We start from the raw sequence: 20014 nt of genomic DNA, 5'->3' as shown, positions 1-20014 counted from the left end.
ATTTCTAAACATCTTGAAAAGTTATTTTTTCTCTTAATCCTTCATTGCAAATGTAAAAGATAACTGCTATTGCTAAATGATAATGCAAATTATTTGCAATAAAAAGAAAGCATATAGAGGAAAGAGAGAATCAATGAACGTAAAAACGTTTTTCAGCATAGTTTTTGGAAGTGTTATTTTTTTTACACCCAATTTTGCTTTGTGTGCTGGTAAATTTAAAGCTGTTACGACATTCACTATCATTGCTGATATGGCACGCAATGTAGCAGGTGATGCCGCTGAGGTTGAATCCATTACAAAACCAGGTGCGGAAATTCATGAATATCAACCCACCCCACGCGATCTTATGCGTGCCCAGGGAGCTAACCTTGTATTGTGGAATGGATTAGAGTTAGAGCTTTGGTTTGAAAAGTTTTTTCAAAACATCAAGGATGTTCCAAGTGTTGTTGTTTCAAAAGGTGTTGTACCCATTAAAATTGGTGATGGCCCCTTTAGCGGCAAACCCAATCCTCATGCGTGGATGTCACCGACCTCTGCTTTGATTTACGTTGATAATATTCGCGATGCTTTTGTAAAATATGATCCTGAACATGCTGAAATTTATAAAGAGAATGCTGAAATTTATAAACAGAAAATTCGTGCAACAATTGATCCAATTAGGGCTGAATTAGAAGCCGTACCACAAGATAAACGTTGGCTTGTGACCAGTGAGGGGGCTTTTAGCTATTTGGCGCGTGATTTTGATCTAAAAGAACTTTATTTATGGCCCATCAATGCTGACCAGCAAGGAACACCACAGCAAGTCAAGCATGTTATTGATATGGTTCGCAAATACAATATTCATGCAGTTTTTTCTGAAAGCACTATTTCCCCTGCACCTGCTAAGCAGGTTGCCAGAGAAACAGGGGCTAAATACGGTGGTGTTCTTTATGTTGATTCTTTAAGTGAGAAAAATGGTGAGGTACCCACTTATATTGATTTATTACGTGTCACGAGTGGGCGTATTAGCAATGCTTTATTAGAGGGAGTAAAAAGCCAATGATGGAATCTGGAATATTTGCCCAAGGAGTAACGGTAACTTATCGTAATGGACATACAGCTTTACGCGAAGTAAATTTTGAAAGTCCAAAGGGTTCTATTACGGCATTAGTTGGTGTTAATGGATCCGGTAAGTCAACGTTATTTAAAGCGATTATGGGGTTTGTACGCCCCTCAAAGGGAAAAATTCGCATGTTTGATTTGCCCGTTGATATAGCTTTGAAAAAAAACCTTATTGCTTATGTTCCTCAAAGTGAAGATGTTGATTGGAATTTTCCCGTCTTGGTCGAAGATGTTGTATTGATGGGGCGGTACGGTCATATGAATTTCTTTCGCTATGCCCGTACACAAGATTATGAAGCCGTTCGTATTGCCTTAGAACGCGTTGATATGTTGGCTTTTGCCAAGCGCCAGATTGGAGAACTTTCTGGTGGACAGAAAAAGCGTGTTTTCCTAGCACGCGCTCTTGCACAGAAAGCAAAAGCTATTTTATTAGATGAGCCATTTACAGGGGTTGACGTTACAACAGAAGATAAAATCATTGCTTTGTTACAAGATCTTCGTAAAGAAGGAGCAGTGATCTTGGTTTCAACTCACAATTTGGGTTCTGTTCGCGAATTTTGTGATCATACAGTTTTAATAAAAGGAACCGTTTTAGCTTCTGGGTTAACAGAAAAAATCTTTACAAAGGAAAATCTGGAGAAAACTTTTGGAGGGTCTTTGCACCACCATATTTTTGATCTTCAAAGCACAAAAAAAAATGATGTTTTCATGGGAAGAAAGCAGGCTGCAGTTTGTGAAGATATTGAAAGAGTGGAGAACGTTGCATGATTTCTTGGTTGCTTGAGCCACTAAGCTATCAATATATGGTGAATGCAATGTGGGTTTCTGGGTTAGTTGGGTGTGTTTGTGCCTTTCTTTCAGCTTTTTTGATGTTAAAAGGTTGGTCATTAATTGGTGATGCTCTTTCCCATTCGATTGTTCCTGGTGTAGCAGGAGCTTACCTTTTAGGGTTACCTTTTTCACTCGGTGCTTTTTTTTCTGGTGGTCTTGCAGCAGCAGCAATGCTCTTTTTTAACCACCGGACAAAGCTGAAAGAAGATACCATTATTGGACTCATTTTTTCTTCCTTTTTTGCCTTTGGGTTGTTTCTCAAATCATTAAAACCAATGGCTGTTAATATTGATACGATTGTTTTGGGAAATATTTTAGCCGTCAGTTCATCAGATATTCTACAATTGGCTTTTATCGGCTTTTTTTCGTTGCTTATATTGCTTTTGAAATGGAAAGATCTTCTTGTTTCGTTATTTGATGAAACGCATGCGCATGCCATTGGATTAAATGTAAAGTTTTTAAAGATTCTCTTTTTCACATTACTTGCTGCTTGTACTGTTGCTGCTATGCAAACCGTTGGAGCGTTCTTGGTTATTTGTCTTGTTGTGACACCTGGGGCAACAGCCTATCTTTTAAGTGATCGTTTCGTGAATATCTTGGTTATTGCAGTTATAATTGGAACATTCACGAGTGTTTTGGGTGTTTATGTGAGTTATTTTTTAAATGCACAAACGGGGGGGGTTGTTGTGCTTTTTCAAGCATCTTTATTTGTTTTGGCTTTTATTTTTGCTCCTAAACATGGGTATATTGCTGCGCGCTTACGTATAAATGCGGCAAAAAAGGGTGTAATATTATCATGATTGATCAATTACTGCTTCCGTTTCAGTTTTCTTTTATGCTTAAGGGTATGCTTATTGTCATGATTCTTTCTATTCCCATGGCGATGCTTTCCTGTTTTCTTATTTTGAAAGGATGGGCGCTGTTAGGCGATGCCATTTCTCATGCAGTTTTTCCAGGTGTTGTTGTTGGCTATATGACAACACCATGGGTAATCGCATTTTTAACTTCTTTGCCATTTGCTTGGTTTCAGCATATGCGTCCAGAGAACATTACAATGACTCTGATTACTTGCGGTGCTTTTGTTGCAGGAATGGTGTGTGCACTATTAACGGGTTTTTTAGGGAGCAATAGCCGTATCAAACAGGACACGGTAATGGGTGTGGTATTTTCTTCGATGTTTGGTTTGGGGCTTGTTTTAGCCACGTCTATTTATAGTAGCTTAGATTTGAATCATATTCTATTTGGTAATCTTTTGGGTGTTAACTGGCTTGATATAACACAAACGGCGATTATTTCTGCTGTTGTCACTTTCATTTTAGCAGCAAAATGGCGCGACTTTATGCTGTATATTTTTGATACAGTTCAAGGACATGCAATGGGGTTACCAATATCTCTACTCCACTATACCCTTCTAACGATGATTTCTCTTACAATTGTTGCGGCTCTGAAAGCTGTAGGTATCGTGCTCGTTATTTCTTTACTGATAGCACCAGGAGCAATTGCTTATCTTGTTACAAAGCGGTTTTCTTTTATGTTAATGATCGCGATACTTGTTGCAGCTTTTTCTGGTTTTTTAGGGATTTATCTCAGCTTATTTATCGGCTCTGATTCTGCTTCCACAATTGTGTTGATCTTGACGTTGATTTTTATGGCTATTTTCATGATGATTTTCTTTCGTCAAAACACAGTTCAAGAAACTTGAAAGTGTTAAATTTCATGCATATCAGCCATGCATTTTTATATATTGTTTCTCATTTTTATTTTAATTAGAGTTCGGGGTGCTAGGTTATTTTTCCTCCTAATGTCTAGCAGGTGAATGCAGTGCATTTTCTCCCCCCCCAACGCTGCATTCTTAATTAAGAGGCTGCATTGATTTATTCTGCAGCCTTTTTATTTTTTTGATTTTCTAAAATCTCTTCTCTTTTCTTGAAATCATTTAAAATGATTATCATATTGCGTAAGCTATTCGGTATTTTCAAGGAACTTATAACAGCAAAGACGCTTACGCATAAAAGGGTAGAACGTAATTGTGCACTCGGACATGTAAACAGAAAAAAACAGATACAATGTTTTTGTAGAAGGTTTTGCGTAGAGGAAAATAGTACGAGAAAATGAAAAACGATTTGAAGATATCGCATCTTTTGCGTATCTGCTATTATATAGCAGGTTGGATAATGGTTATATTAGGTATTATCGGTGTAGTATTACCTATTATGCCAACTGTGCCTTTTTTATTGGTTGCCTCATGGTGTTTTACGCGTTCTTCTCCACGTTTTCATCAATGGTTGAATAATCATCGTATTTTTGGTCCCCCTCTTAAGCGATGGGAAGAAAAAAAAGCAATCTCTCCATTCGTTAAAGTTTTTGCAATGATGAGTATGACAGGAGGATTTTTATCCTTTTTCGTAATGGTACACCCTCCTTTATGGATTTCCTTACTTGCTGCGGTTATATTATTGCTAATTGGCATTTATATTGTAACACGTCCATCTTCATAAGGATAGAAAAGGCTTTATGAGATATTCTTTTTAGCTTCGACTTATTTGTAAAAACTATGAGGACTTTTAAGTTTTGAATATAAGCTCTCCATATCCAAAATGCATATGAAGTAGTAAGCTTTTTGAAAGCAATTAATTAATAATATGTTTGTGAAATGATTTTTATGAACAAAGAAGACTGTTTACGCACACTCAAAATGTTCTCACTTGGATAAACCACATTCATGGAAGAGAGTCATTATTTTTATAAGACATGTTTGTATGAATCTCTATATATACGTCATTGAAAAGTCATTGATATGATAGCCTTTTCTTTCTAAAAAGACGTTTCGTTTGTTTTCATATCTCTTAATGAGGATATAATACAAAGCTTACTAAACATCATCATTTTATACTTATACAGTTAAGAAACCGGTCTATTATATTAATCTTTAATGTTACATCTGTTCTTAGCTTAAGGATAATTCTTAAAAAACAACAGAATTTTTCAGATGGTTTTATGCATACACGCATTCTTATTATAATATGCGAATAAATAAATTCTCTATCTTTGTATAAGTTTATTCGAAATAAAAATATTATTGCATTCTCTGTTTGTTAATGAGGTCATGCCCCCCATGTAAAACAAAAGGTCTCCCAAATCATGTTATTTACACATTTATTTTTATGAAACATTTCTCAACGCTTTACGCATTTCATGATAGCAGACCATACATTGGATAAAGTAAAATCTCCTGTAAAGTTTATAAAATCTATTTGGGCACTATCATCCTTGCCTTGCAAAATGCACACTGATAGTCACCATGCTATTTGTCATCCTCCAATGTTGCCTTAGCAATTCCTAATGTTACAATTGTAGCTTATCATTTGGTTTTGTATATTTTGACGCTAGTTTTTTTACCAATTTATTTTTTTTCAAAGAATTTTAAAGGTGTTCTCAAAGGGGTTTCAAAGCCTTTTTTCATTTTTACTATGGAAACGCATTTTTTCTGATTTTCGGTAATTTTTGCAATTTTAGGCGTCAAAATTTATTTTGACAAAATGCGCATTTAATGGTCAAAATTGTACATAAAAACAACAAATTACCACGTATTCCTACTTAATCCTATCTCTTCCCACTTAGTACAAAACCTACTGTCGAGCTACAACAACAACCCTTAAAAATTGAAAATCTTCATACACGCAAGGAGATTAGTGTGCTTGATTTAACAGGGTTGAAATGAGAAAAATTTATGATATTCGCGCTCATTCAACATGCAAAATGATAGTATCTTGTTATGCCGTATAACACCGTTATTTATGAAAATGATATAAGGAAGCCCCCTTGGCTAAACTTCCCTAGCACGTTAAGTATTTTTTTAAATCTGATCTGTCGATCCTTATGTAAGTGAAGCGTATGCGTGGTAGCCCAAGTAGAATCTGCTCAAAAAACAGCCGAACTATTTACAGATCAGCAAAGGTTAAGAACCCCATCTTTAGGGCAGGACAAAAATCAATCTTATAAACAATATGGTGAGTCAATATACTCGTTTTAAAGAACCGGAAACTACGTCTTTATAGATCTAGCAATTCGCTTTTTATTACTAAAAAAATTGAGATAACGTTGTACTTCTTTTGAATTACCGATCGTTTTTTCAGGATTATCTGAAAGTTTTACGGCTGGTCGACCATTAGCATAGGTCACCTTACAAACAAGGGAAAGAGCATCAAGAGTTTCGATTTCCTGAGGTGCACAGCCTGTAAAGTCATTGGTAAGATCCGTGCCCCATCCAAAACTCATGCGCACTCTACCATGGAAATGATGATAGGTTTTTTCAATTGTATTGACATCAAGAGCATCAGAAAAAATTAAAAGTTTTTCGCGTGGATCTTTTCCTTTTTCTTTCCACCATTGAATAATACGTTCGCCACCTTCAATAGGGGGCGCACTATCGGGTCTGAAACCTGTCCAATCAGCGACCCAATCTGGTGCATTGCGTAAAAATGCTTCTGTACCAAAGGTATCAGGTAAAACAATGAGAAGATTTCCACCATAATAACGGTTCCAATCTTGCAAGACTTGATATGGAGCTCTGCGTAATTCATCATCGTTGTTGCTGAGAGCCGCAATAACCATGGGCAATTCGTGTGCATTGGTTCCAAGAGCTTCTAAATCCGTATCCATGGCAAGAAGAACATTAGAAGTTCCAGTAAAAGAATTACCAATGCCTTCTTTTAATGCTTCCACACACCAGCGCTGCCATAAAAAAGAATGGCGACGCCTTGTCCCAAAGTCAGATATTTTAATATCAGGCAATTTTTTGAGACGTTCAACTTTACTCCACATTTTTGCTTTAGCACGCGCATAAAGTACATCAAGAGCAAAACGATCTAGTTTTTTGAGAGCTGCACGTGAACGTAATTCACTGATAATAGCAAGGGCTGGAATTTCCCACATAGAGCTATGAGCCCACGAACCATAAAAATGAAGCATATATTGGCCATCTTTGCGGGTTAGTTCATATTCTGGGAGTTGAAAATTCTCAAGCCACTGAAGAAAATCCGGTTCAAAAATTTGTTTGCGTCCATAAAATGTATTACCAGCAAGCCAGATCATTTCTTTTTTTGTAAAGCGCAAACTAAGAGCATGATCAAGTTGAGCACGTAATTCACTCTCATCAATATCATCGGCAAGACGTATTGTTTTAGAGCGATTTATGAGGGAAAAAGTAACATTAACATCAGGATACAACCCCCAAATCATCTGTACCATAAGAAGCTTATAAAAATCCGTATCGAGAAGTGAACGAATAATGGGATCAAGTTTCCAAGTATGATTGTAAACACGTCTAGCAATATCCGGATGATTCATAACCCTTTTTCTTTCAGTCTCATAGAATCTAAAATTATTGTGCACCAATATGGTCAATATAGGGAGTGCAGAAAATATAACAATTCTGTGGCTTTGAGCAAGAATAAAAAAGCCTGTTATTTTTTCTGTTTTTAAGATTTAAGAATACGTATGATTTCATGTTGACCTATTTTTTTTAACTTTATTCCTGCGTTAAGTTTGGCATATTTCTTACCGTCAACACTAAGCATATTTTCAGATCCCCATTTTACTTTGATAGTATAGATGGCATCATAAAATTTTATTTTTGTTTCATATTTAGGCCAAGAGGAGGGTAAATGTGGTTTTAAAAACAACAGATTGCCTTGACGTTGAATCCCAAGAATGGCTTGTATCGCGGTATGGTAGAACCATCCTGCTGAACCTGTATACCATGTCCAACCGCCTTGTCCACGACGTGGTTCAATGGCGTAGATGTCTGCAGCCATAACATAGGGTTCAACACGATAAACTTCAGGATTTTTACCATGGGTGATTGGATTGATCATAGAAAATAGAGAATAAGCTTTGTCTGCTTCACCCATCTCAGCAAGCGCTAGAATGCTCCAAATAGCACCATGCGTATATTGACCACCATTTTCTCGAATGCCTGGAGGATAACCTTTTATATAACCAGGTTCGAGAGTACTTTTATCAAAAGGAGGCCAAAAAAGACGTATAATGCCGGCTTTTTTGTCCCATAGATGTTCAAGCATAGAAGCCATTGCTTGTTTTTGGCGCTTAAGTGATGCCATTTGAGAAATGACAGCCCAAGATTGCGCAATGGTATCAATTTGGCATTCATCATTTATTTTAGAACCAAGGGGTGTTCCATCATCAAAATAACCACGTCGATACCAAGCGCCATCCCAACCATTTTTTTCTAAAGCTGTAGTCAAATGTTTAAGGTATGCACTCCATGTGTTAGCATGGTTATGGTCGCCACGTTTTTTGGCAAGAGGAATAAATGCTTGTAGTGTAGTGCCAAGAAACCAACCCAACCAAGTACTTTCCCCTTTTTCTCCAATGCCCACTAAATTCATGCCATCATTCCAATCTCCGCCTAAGATGAGAGGAAGACCATGTTGACCACAACGTTTGATGGCAAGATCTAAAGCTAAAGAACAATGTTCATAAAGTGTTGCTGTTTTTTGAGATTGCGTGGGTTGAAAATAAGCATCTTGTTGTTCTATCTCTAGAGGAGGGCCTTCAATGAACGCAATGGGAATATCAAGAAAGTCGTACTCACCAGTGGTGTTAACATAAAGGGCGCTACCATAGGCTAGCCAAACAATGTCATCAGAAATGCGTGTGCGAACGCCTGCGTTGGTGTCAGGCAACCACCAATGCTGTACATCACCTTCGGGAAATTGATGGGCTGCAGCGTTTAACAATTGTTCACGTGCCAGTTGTGGTTCAAGGAGGAGTAAAGACAAGCTATCTTGCAATTGGTCACGGAAGCCAAATGCACCACTAGCTTGGTAAAATCCTGCGCGTGCCATGATGCGGCATGCATAGGTCTGATAAGGGAGCCAATGATTGACCATAATATCAAAAGAGGGATCCGGTGTTTTAACTTGAAAAGGAGAAACAAAATCGCTCCATTGCTGTTTTTGTTTTGTGAGCAGAATTTCAAAATCACTTGCACGTACTTGATTGAGTAATTTTTCAGCTTCTTGTCTATTTTCAGCACTACCAAGATAAAAGATGATTTCTTTTGTTTGCCCTGCTTGAAGATCAATATCATAGGAAAATGCTGAACAAGGATCACATCCTGCTTCAATGGTATTCGAAAGAGCACCAGCTTTACGGATCGCAGTTGGATGCGTTACGGTTCCCGTTGCACCAATAAATTCAGCACGATTGGTTGTGGTGCTGGTTGGCATTTCAGATGCCGATAAGAATGTGACTTGTTGAGATTTTTCAATGTGATAAGGATTTTGAATAAAATGTACACCCCTTTTGTCCTCATAAGAGGAAATAATGAAGGGGGCATATTTTGTACGGGTATTTCCCAAAACCCATTCAACATAATTATAAAGGCGTAAACTGCGTGGTTCTTTCCCTTCATTCGTAAGGATAAGACGTGAAAAGCGAATAGGTTTTTCGGGATCAAGTGTATGAGTCAGTTCTAATGCGATTTCTGAATGTGTTGATTTAAAAGTTGAGAATCCAAACCCATGACAAGCCTCATAGACAATATTTTCATCACATTCAACAGTAGAAACGGGTGAAAAACGTTTTAAAGACTGGCGATCAACCAGATAAAGTGCTTCTCCTGGCCGGTTAGATGTTGGATCATTTGCCCAAGGAGTTAATTTATAATCGCGGCTATTGTTAACCCAAGTAAAAATTGCACCTTCAGCAGAGACATGAAAACCAAATTTGTGATTAGCGATGACGTTAATCCACGGGTGCGGTGTAGTTGTACGTCCATGAAGACGTATTACATAATGGTTATACTGGTTAAAACCACCGTAACCATTCCAATATTTTAGATCTTCTCCATTTATGGGAAAAGAAGATGGTTTTCGTTGGCTAATAAGACCAATGGAAGCAAAAAAATTTTGTTCAGTTTGTGTTGTAACTTGCCTTCCTTCGTTATATTTTTGGTAATCTAATTGATCATAAGATTCTTGATAATTTTTACGAATTGTAAGATCAAAATCACTCTCATCAAATCGTTTAAGCTGTTCAGATAAAGAGCCATTTTGGGCATCAAGAACGATGCGCGCTGATGCAAGAAGCGTTTTAAAGCTTTGTTCACTCATTTGATCGCGCCGAAGCATGAAAATATGTTGGCGTTCATCTGCTTTTTGCATGTGGTGATAATAAGATTCACAGACCCACTCAAGAGCGCGTTGTGTATTTTGTATATAGGAAAATGTTTGTTCATTAAGAATGACCAAATCCACAATGAGTCCGCGCATACGCCAATATTCATGTGCTTTAAGGAGCTCGCGCAGTACGGTTATATTTCCCTCGTTATTTAATCTAAGAAGACAGAGTGGATTGTCTCCTGAGATAGACATGGGCCAAAGATCAGACTGTTTTCCTAGCGTTTTTGCTAATATTTCAGAAGGAAGACGCCACGTTCTTTCTGGATAAATAAGCGGTGTTGCATATTTTTGATAGACAATAGCTTCTTTAAGCTGGGTTCCGCTCTGATACAGTGCAACTTGTGAGCGCGTCCATGCCATTGAAAGTTCTTTTTGAAACATATCAGGTTGTCGATAATGTTTAATATGATTATTTAGTGCTTCTTTTGTATGAGCAGCAAAAGTCCAAAAAATAAGTTCTGCTTTTTCATGGGCTGGAATTTTTATACGGCATCGCAATGACATAACAGGATCAAGAACGCAACCTTGACTGTTACTGAAACGAGCATTTTGATCAAATGCAGCGGGCCGATGAATGGATCGGCCCCGCCCAATAAACAGAGAGCGATCCGTTTCAGCTTCTGTCTCTCGGAGAGTATCTGTTGTACTGGAGACAAAATGAGCAACATAGATTTCAGGATCGCTAGGTGAGCGTTTGCGCCTTTTGGCAAAAATTGTTTTACCTTCCTCAGCAATTTCTGTCTCTATAAACATGCGGGAAAAAACAGGATGAGCTTGGTCTGTGCCCATTGTGGCAAGCGCTAATTCACCATAAGAAGTCACTTCAATGAGGCGCTCTTTATTTGTCGTATTCATCAGTTGAATACGTCTACCTTCGCCACATCCTTCAGATGTAATAAGACATTCAAGTGTTGATTTTATACCATCAACCATTTTTGTATATTCAGCCTTTTCATCTGTAAAAATGCTGACAGCTTCTTCTTCAATAACACGTGTTGGTTCACCAGTAACAGACCACCACCGTCCACTATGCGTATCCCGTAAGAAGAATAAAGTACCTTGTTGATCTTCTGTTGCATCGGGAATAAAACGCGTAATCGCATAATCGCGCCAACGGCTGTAACCAGAACCATTCGCTGTTAACATAGTAAAATAAAAGCCATTAGACAAAAGTAAAGTTGCTCGTGGTTTGAACAACGGGTTTGTAATAATGCGCAAAGGGGCGGCGTCAAATACTTGAGACTTGTTGCGCATACGATTAACAGCTTTGGTATGAATAATAGGAATAAGATGAGGCGCTCTTTCCTGTAACAGCAGTTGCGTTGCTTCAACAACGGGATCACGGTGAAAACGATCACGCATTCGTCCTTGAAAAATAACATTGTTAAGAGCAAGGATAGACATGCCATGATGGTGCGCATAATAATTGCGTACAACAGCGTATTTTTCCCCTGTTTTCACGCGTGAAGGGGTAAAATCGACAGAGTCATAATAACCATATGTTCCTAAAGCTCCAAGATCACGGAGTCGTTTTAAATTAGCAACAGCACAAGCAGGAGCATATTGTGCCGCTAGAAGGCTGGCATAGGGAGCTATGACAGCATTGCGTGAAAGACCACGTTGGAGTCCGAGGTTTGGAACACCAAAATGAGCGTATTGGTAATTCATTAAATGATCGCGAGCGTTAAATGCGGCCTCTGAAATACCCCATGGCAATTCCCGTTTATGGGCATATTGTATTTGACAACGAATAATCAATCGATTTGTTTGATCTAGGAGAGATCCTAAAGGTTCATGCATTATGAGAGATGGCATAAGATATTCGAACATCGATCCAGACCATGATAGGAGCGCACCTTTCCAACCTATGGGTACGAGGAGTCGACCAAGACGAAACCAATGTTTAAGTTTTATGTCTCCTTTTGCGATAGCAAAAAAGCTTGCAAGACGTGCTTCTGAAGCAAGTAGATCATAACAATTTTCATCGAGTTTGTTTTCTTGAACACGATATCCAATAGATAAGAGATGCCGTTTAGGCTGTTCTAAAAAGTCAAATTTCATATCAAAGGCTACTTGCCGTGCCACTATAGCCAGTCTGTTTAATTTTTTACGTAATTTGTCAGTATCACAATGAGCAGTCGCATCATAATGATAAGCGTTACAGGTATCGATAAGGCATTTAGCCCAAGAAAGCGCATGAGCAGATTCTATCGTTTGAATTTTGTGGTCAAGTTCACTGACTAAGTGCACAATATCGTGGGCTGCATGTGAAAGGTCTGTGATGTGAGAAGGAATCGTATTTTCTTGTTCTACAAAAGTGAGGACAGAGTCATGAAAACGAGTGATGTTTTCTTCAATTTTTTGACGTAAAGAGCGTAAATTGGGTTGATGATCTGGAATTTCTCTGACAGTTTCTTCAAGAATAGCAAGAACATCCGATAAGCCTTCTCGATCACTTTGAAAAAAAAGATGCGGTTTTTCAGCCCATTCACTTAAGGCAGAAGAGAGTGTTATCAAATGACCGGCAAGATTTCCTGAATCAACGGTTGATACATAAGTAGGCAAAAGAGGCCTGAGTGTATCCGTTTCATACCAATTATAGAGATGACCACGGAACTTTTCCATTTTTGTAAGAGAGCGTAATGTACACTCAATACGGGTAATGGTCTCTTCAAAACCAATCCAGCCAAAATCACGTGCCGCAATAATAGAAAGGAGATAAACGCCAATATTCGTAGGAGATGTACGTTGAGCAACAAGAGGTTCAGGATCTTCTTGAAAATTATCGGGAGGCAAATAGTTGTTTTGTGCATTGACAAAGGTTGTATAATAAAGCCATGTACGCCGTGCAATAGAGCGAAGTTTTTTTTCATCTTTTGAAGAAAGATCAAGGCTATCTTGAAAGGTTGAAGGTTGACTCACAATCCAAGCAATGAAGGGTGAAAAAAACCATGCTATCCCAAAAGGCAAAGCAATCAAGCTTGCAAAACTATCAGAAAAAAGAGGGAGTGCTATAGTAAGGATACCAATAAGCGATGCTGGTGCCATTGTAAAAACATAGAAACGCAAACTATTGGGCATTGATTTTGTTGCGGCAGAAGTTTTCCATTCAAGAAGATGCTGTTTTGAAATCGTCATACGATAGAGTGTACGAATAATCGCATCGGTCATAAAATACGCCGAATGAGCAAGAAACGTCGTTTTAAGAAATATATCAGCGCTTGTAAGAGCAGTTTTGTTCCAAATTAATTGAAAATGTCCACGCAAAGAATGATCTATATTGGACGAGACTAGCGTTTTTAATACACATAGAATGGGAGAAATGAAGGAGCTAAACAACAAGAATATTTGCCAGACAATTGCACTCTTGAAAGACAAAAAAGCCCATCCTGCAAATGCTGCGATTAACCACATAAGTGGAGTAAGAGAACGACGTAAATTATCCTGCATTTTCCAACGCGTCACGAAACTTATTTGACGGTGGAAAAAAAGATAAGGCAAAAGCTGCCAATCACCGCGAATCCAGCGATGATAACGCATAACATCAATATTATAAGCGGTTGGATAATCTTCAATGACTTCTATGCTACTCACCAGAGCAGTACGAGCATAACCTCCTTCTAAGAGATCATGACTAAGGATAGTATTTTCTTTAATTTTGCCATCAAGCGCTTGTTCGAATGCATCAATATTATAAAGACCTTTACCGATAAAGGTGCCTTCTCCTAAAAGATCTTGATAAGTATCAGAAACAGCAAAAACATAAGGATCAATGCCACGGTTGATAGAAAAAATCCGTTGGAGAATTGATGTTTTTTTTCCTGTTGTAAGCGAAGGAATAATGCGTGGTTGTAAAATGCTATAGCCCTTTACAACCTTTCCACTTTGCGGATCAAAAATGGGATGATTGAGTGGATGGTTAAGCTTTCCAACAAGTTTCGCGACGCTCTCTGGAGTAAGACGTGTATCACAATCCAACGTCATAACAAAACGGCAATCCATAGGAAGATGTGGATTGGGAGGATAAAAGCTTGTGTTTTTATCACCTCTTAAGAGCCGATTGAGTTCATGAAGTTTTCCTCGCTTTCGTTCCCATCCCATCCAACATTTTTCGCTTTCATTATAAAGGCGTCGGCGATGTAAAAGGAAAAAAAGAGGAAGTTCATCACGATGATACTGACTATTGAGTTTATCAATACTCTTTTGCGCATAGTGCAATAAATCAAGATCATCTTGCGTTTCTCTCAATGGAGCATCCACCCAATCTGTAATGAGTGCAAAATGAATGGCACCTTTAGGATTGGAAAGATAGTGCACTTCAAGACTGCGTACTTGTTCATCAATATCATCGCGTGATGTCATCAAAGTAGGTACAACAACCATTGTCCGTGCATGTTTTGGAATACCTTCTTTATATTCATAGCCAATGAGTTGTCTTGATGGGACAAACCATGAAACAACAGTGTTAAATAAAGCAAAAGCAGCATCGATAGCAGGAAAAAGCGCTAATACAGTAAAGCAAAAAGACATCCATGATGTCATGCCAGATATTTGTAAAAGGGCGTAAATTACAAGCAAAAGAGCGAGCGTCAGAAAAGAGACAGGAATGGCGATGACTCTCAATTTTGAGCAAGAAGCTCGTGTCCATTTTATGAGAAAGGGCGGGATATATCCACAAGCCTTTTCAAATATGCCACGACCATCATCAACAAGGTACCACCCCACACAAGAATGATGAGGCATATCTTTAGAAGTGGAATTTGCCATTTCTACAACTTTATGTGCAATTTCCAGCTCACTAAGAGGCGAAAAGCGTGAAACTTTTTCAATGACTTGTCGATAAATATTGCGTGAGTGAGAATCAATTTCAGAAAAATCACTATTTTTACGCAAAATAGAATCGACACAACTCACTGTTTCAAACCATGCTGTCCAATCAACATCATCTATAGCTTTAAGAGCACGGATAATATTTCCCATGGTCACACCATCTGCTGCTTGTCTGGTATGTTCATCGGCTGTTGCAATCTCTAAGCTACTGCCTTGGCTTTTCAATTGATTTTCAAGCCAAGTTAATGCTACGGTTGAATCGACAGATGCACTGCGCAGGCGATAGAATAAATGTGCTGAAAAAGTTGGATCAACAGTAAATGGTTTATACTGCGTAAAAAGAGAGTGTAGATTTGTTTTATTTTCTACAAGAGAAATTTTATCAGCCACTTGACTAGCAAGATGGCGCATATGTCGCGCTTTTTCGATACGGACTGAAAGACGACGGACATTTTCAATGAGCAGCATTTGCATAACAGAAGGAAGAGCCCACAATTCACCAATTGTGAGCGCACAAACTTCTTGAAATCCGTTGGTTATAGCAGTGAGTGTTTCTTGTGAAAAGCTGCTATCGGTATGCGCAATATAAAGCCAAGTTAAAGCAAAAATTCGTGGTATTCCCGCTTTGTGTGTAGAAAGAGGAAGTTGCTTTATGAAAGACTTGGGCAGATTACGACGTAGCTTTTGTATGGTTTTATCAATGGTGTAATGATTATCAATGAGCCATTGAGCAGACGGTGCGATGGTTTCATCATTTCGGGCAGCAAAATCACTGGTATGAAAAGCATGAAGAATAAGTTTAGCATTTTCGTTCAATCTCTTGCGAAAATCTTCTACTCCCTCATATTCAGGGAGTAAAATTTCTTTACCAGAAGCTATATCATGCCCTAAGTTATAAAGATCTTCCTGTACCTTATAAATTGCACGAAGAGGAAAATCCGTATTAATAAAATGGTCTTTTTTCTCTTTTTGAGAAAAAAAGCACTTTATGAAAGGTATTATGCACGTCATAATGTCCCATTGTTATCCAATTACATATTTTTTTATTTAAATTGTAAGTATTTTATATGAATATTGAACCGTTGATAGACAAAAAACAAACTTTTTGTTTTTATTGCAAGCATTTATAATTTTTGACGCAATAATTAGAAAATCAGCAGACAGTTTTTTAGAAAATAAAAAGGCCACCCTAAAATGAGTGACCTTAATAACACTGTCAGTTTTATTGATTGATGATTAATCTTGTTCTTGTTTTTTCAAAGCTGCACCAAGAATATCACCAAGAGAAGCACCTGAGTCTGTAGAACCATATTGTGCAACAGCTTCTTTTTCCTCTGCAATTTCTAAAGCTTTAATCGATACTGAAATTTTACGTGTTTTTTTATCAAATGCTGTAATGCGAGCATCAACCTTTTGCCCAATTGCGAAACGCTCAGGACGTTGCTCATCACGATCACGCGCGAGATCAGCACGTCGAATGGTTGTCTCAAGGTTGTGGTCAATCAATTTCACACCAATGTCATTGTCGTTAACAGCAATCACTTCGCATGTTACAACAGCACCTTTTCGCAATTCGCCAGAAGCAGCTGCTTCTCCAACTTTATCGCTGGAAAGCTGCTTAATTCCAAGAGAAATGCGCTCTTTTTCAATGTCAACATCAAGGACCACAGCTTTAACGATATCGCCTTTATTGTAAGTATCAATGACTTGTTCACCAGGACGGTTCCAATCAAGATCAGACAAATGAACCATACCGTCAACATCGCCTTCAAGCCCAATAAACAGACCAAATTCTGTTTTATTTTTAACCTCTCCTTCAATTTGCGAATTGACAGGAAATTTATTGGCAAAAGCTTCCCATGGATTTTCAAATGTTTGCTTTAAGCCAAGAGAAATACGCCGTTTAGAAGGATCAATCTCAAGAACAACCACTTCTACTTCTTGTGATGTAGACAGAATTTTTCCAGGATGAACATTTTTCTTTGTCCAGCTCATTTCAGAAACATGGATCAGCCCTTCAATTCCTGGTTCAATTTCAACAAAACCACCGTAATCAGTAATGTTGGTAACAGCACCCGTAATTTTTTTACCAATCGGATACCGAACACTGATGCTTTCCCAAGGATCACTTTCAAGCTGTTTCATTCCAAGAGAAATACGGTGCGTATCTTGATTAATGCGAATAATCTGCACTTTAATCGTTTGGCCAATTGTGAGCACTTCAGATGGGTGATTAACACGCCGCCATGCCATATCTGTAACGTGCAAGAGACCATCAATCCCACCAAGATCAACAAAGGCACCATAATCTGTGATATTTTTCACCACACCTTCAACGATTTGGTTTTCTTCAAGATTTTGTACAATTTCTGAACGTTGCTCAGCGCGACTTTCTTCTAAAACAGTGCGACGTGAGACCACAATATTGCCACGACGACGATCCATCTTCAAAATTTCAAAGGACTGTGAATTATGCATGAGAGGTGAAACATCGCGAATGGGACGAATATCAACTTGGCTGCGCGGCAAGAAAGCAACGGCACCATCAAGATCGACTGTAAAACCACCTTTTACTTGGCTAAAGATCACTCCATCAACGCGCGCACCAGCATTGAATTTTTCCTCTAAACGGACCCAACTTTCTTCGCGCCGTGCTTTTTCACGCGATAAAACAGCTTCACCCATCGCATTTTCAATGCGTTCAATGTAAACCTCAACTTCATCGCCAACTTGCAAAGAACCGTCTTTTGCTTTAGCTCCAAATTCTTTGAGAGGAATACGTCCTTCGACTTTAAGACCAGCATCAATAATGGCCATGTCTTTTTCGATTGCAATAACACGACCTTTAACAACAGATCCTTCATTAAGATCATTAGTTTGAAAAGATTCTGTTAAAAGGGCTTCAAAATCCGCTGTTGTGGGATTGTATTGTGACATAAGAACTCCTAATATATACCTTGTATTATAAGGTATGAGCGCTAGGTTAGTGTTAACATAAGCAACTCCTAGCCTTTTTCCTTGAATAAAGGAAGAAAAGTTAGCGCTAGGCTGGAAGTTACCTTAACGAATTTATCCAATTATATGCATTTTTATGATTGGATCAATAAAACTGCATGCAATTTCAAATGTTGCTTCTATACTCAATTCTGACGTATCAAGCAAGTGGGCGTTTTTTGCTGGTTTTAGTGGACTTTGTTTGCGCGTTATATCGCGACTGTCGCGCTGTTCAAGTTGAGCTAGGATTTCATGATAATTTGCCTGAACACCTTTTTTTAAAATCTCCTGATAGCGACGTTTGGCGCGTGTTTGAACATTGGCTAGAACATAAAACTTGATATCGGCATCAGGACAAACAATAGTTCCGATATCACGCCCATCAAGCACACAGCCGGGTAAAACTTTAGAAAAGTTGCGTTGTTTTTCGACAAGAATTTTGCGTACAGCAGGGTTAATCGCTATTTTTGAAGCCGCTTCACCAAGTTCATGAGAAGAAAGAAGAGAAGGATTTAAGGTGTTAAAATCGAGTTCTTTAGCATAAATAATAGCATTTTTTTCATCATTAAGAGCTAAATTTTGTTGTAAAAGCGTATGAGCAACACTACGATAAGTAAGACCAGTATCGAGATAGCGAAGACGATAATGTACAGCAATTTTGCGTGCTAAGGTTCCTTTGCCTGAGGCTGCAGGTCCATCAATGGCAATAACAAAAGGCTTCAAGCGATTTTCCCCCCAAGTTGTTTTATAAAAGGAATAAATTCTGGAAAGCTCGTAGCGATCATTCGTTTATCATCAATGGTAACAGGTTTTTCTGATACAAGCCCAAAAATGAGAAAACACATAGCAATTCGATGATCAAGATGTGTGGAGACATGTCCACCACCCAAACCTTTGGCAGAACCTTTCCCATAAACAATAAGAAAATCTTGACCTTCTTCACAGTCTACGCAATTAATTTTTAATCCTTGAGCAACAGCAGACAGTCGATCTGATTCCTTTACACGCAATTCTTCAATTCCTAACATCACTGTTTTGCCTTCTGCAAAGGCTGCTGCTACTGCCAAAGCAGGATATTCATCAATCATCGATGGAGCACGTTCTTTGGGCACCGTAACGCCTCTAAGAACCGATGATTTTATCCGTAGATCAGCAACATCCTCTCCACCTGTTTGACGTCGGTTCAAAAATTCAATTTGAGCACCCATTTCCCACAATGTTTCGATAAGTCCCATTCGAGAGTTATTTATCAAAACATTTTCAATGGTGATATCAGAGTCTTCTACAAGAAGGGCTGCGATAATTAGAAAAGCAGCAGAAGAAGGATCACCCGGAATATGAATTGTTTGCCCAATAAGATGGGGTTGACCGTTAAGATGAATCAAACGCGCACCTTCATTATCTTTTTCTATTTCAAGTTGTGCACCGAATGCTTTTAACATTTTTTCCGTATGATCTCGTGTCAGAACTGGTTCAATAACAGTTGTAATGCCGGCGGTATTGAGTCCAGCAAGCAAGACTGCTGATTTAATTTGAGAGGAAGCTATTGGAACACGGTAACGAATCGGATTAGCCATTTTCGGGCCATAAAGCGTTAAAGGAAGGTGATCGTCGTGCGTTGCTTCAATTTCAACCCCCATGAGACGCAGTGGATCAAGGATACGTCCCATTGGACGTTTAGAGAGAGAAGCATCACCAATAAAGGTTGTTTTCATATGATATGGACCAACCATTCCCATAACCAAACGAGCACCCGTTCCAGCGTTTCCAAAGTCTAAAGGTTTTTGTGCAGCTAAAAGGCAACCATTCCCTGTTCCTCGTATGGTCCAGAAGCCATCTTTTTTAATAATACAGGCACCCATAGCTTGCATAGCAGCAGCTGTATTGAGTACATCAGCGCTTTCAAGTAATCCATGAATATGTGTCTCACCACTTGCTAATCCTCCCAATATAAGAGAGCGATGAGAGATTGATTTATCTCCTGGTATTTTAATTTTTCCAGAGAGACTACTCGATTTATAGGTGGTTATAGGGATTGCTTTTTGCATGGA

Annotated in this window: 10 protein-coding genes; 5 read left to right on the top strand and 5 right to left on the bottom strand. The window is 38.5% G+C overall.

What is annotated here, in order from left to right; genetic code table 11:
• Positions 1-133 precede the first annotated feature (133 nt).
• The 5 genes from ACFIKJ_RS00910 (at position 134) to ACFIKJ_RS00890 (ending at position 4430) form a co-directional block, all read left to right on the top strand.
• Positions 134-1042 carry a metal ABC transporter substrate-binding protein gene (locus ACFIKJ_RS00910; protein ID WP_375625450.1) on the top strand — a complete coding sequence of 303 codons (909 nt, stop codon included), beginning with the start codon at positions 134-136 and terminating at the stop codon, positions 1040-1042.
• Positions 1039-1869 carry a manganese/iron ABC transporter ATP-binding protein gene (locus tag ACFIKJ_RS00905; RefSeq protein ID WP_375626222.1) on the top strand — a complete coding sequence of 277 codons (831 nt, stop codon included), beginning with the start codon at positions 1039-1041 and terminating at the stop codon, positions 1867-1869. The genes ACFIKJ_RS00910 and ACFIKJ_RS00905 overlap by 4 nt, the downstream gene beginning before the upstream one ends.
• Positions 1866-2732, top strand: a complete 867-nt coding sequence (locus ACFIKJ_RS00900; RefSeq protein WP_375625452.1) for a metal ABC transporter permease — start codon at positions 1866-1868, stop codon at positions 2730-2732. Before ACFIKJ_RS00905 ends, ACFIKJ_RS00900 begins: the two co-directional genes overlap by 4 nt.
• A complete protein-coding gene (locus tag ACFIKJ_RS00895; RefSeq protein ID WP_012754509.1) occupies positions 2729-3634 on the top strand; it encodes a metal ABC transporter permease in 906 nt (301 codons plus the stop codon). Before ACFIKJ_RS00900 ends, ACFIKJ_RS00895 begins: the two co-directional genes overlap by 4 nt.
• Positions 3635-4043: 409 nt before the next feature.
• Positions 4044-4430, top strand: coding sequence for a YbaN family protein (locus tag ACFIKJ_RS00890; protein WP_375625454.1), 387 nt, complete (start codon positions 4044-4046; stop codon positions 4428-4430).
• A 1546-nt stretch (positions 4431-5976) separates the two neighbouring features.
• On the opposite strand, the gene pncB is transcribed toward ACFIKJ_RS00890, so the two are convergent.
• The 5 genes from pncB to aroA all read right to left on the bottom strand — a co-directional run bounded on the left by pncB (position 5977) and on the right by aroA (position 20011).
• Positions 5977-7281, bottom strand: coding sequence for a nicotinate phosphoribosyltransferase (pncB, locus tag ACFIKJ_RS00885; protein WP_375625455.1), 1305 nt, complete (start codon positions 7279-7281; stop codon positions 5977-5979).
• Positions 7282-7412: 131 nt separating this feature from the next.
• Entirely contained in the window at positions 7413-15980 is an 8568-nt protein-coding gene (locus ACFIKJ_RS00880; protein WP_375670149.1) for a GH36-type glycosyl hydrolase domain-containing protein, read from the bottom strand.
• A gap of 225 nt (positions 15981-16205) precedes the next feature.
• Positions 16206-17906 (bottom strand): 30S ribosomal protein S1, encoded by a 1701-nt coding sequence (rpsA, locus tag ACFIKJ_RS00875; RefSeq protein WP_026500132.1) that lies wholly within the window; start codon positions 17904-17906, stop codon positions 16206-16208.
• Positions 17907-18038: 132 nt separating this feature from the next.
• A complete protein-coding gene (gene cmk, locus ACFIKJ_RS00870; RefSeq protein WP_375651642.1) occupies positions 18039-18686 on the bottom strand; it encodes a (d)CMP kinase in 648 nt (215 codons plus the stop codon).
• Positions 18683-20011 (bottom strand): 3-phosphoshikimate 1-carboxyvinyltransferase, encoded by a 1329-nt coding sequence (aroA, locus tag ACFIKJ_RS00865; protein WP_375648471.1) that lies wholly within the window; start codon positions 20009-20011, stop codon positions 18683-18685. The genes cmk and aroA overlap by 4 nt, the downstream gene beginning before the upstream one ends.
• Between the last annotated feature and the right edge of the window lie 3 nt (positions 20012-20014).

It is taken from the genome of Bartonella sp. PS7NMGDW (assembly GCF_042193585.1).
In the GTDB taxonomy this organism is placed as follows: domain Bacteria; phylum Pseudomonadota; class Alphaproteobacteria; order Rhizobiales; family Rhizobiaceae; genus Bartonella; species Bartonella grahamii.
This window is presented reverse-complemented; position numbering and strand designations above follow the sequence as displayed.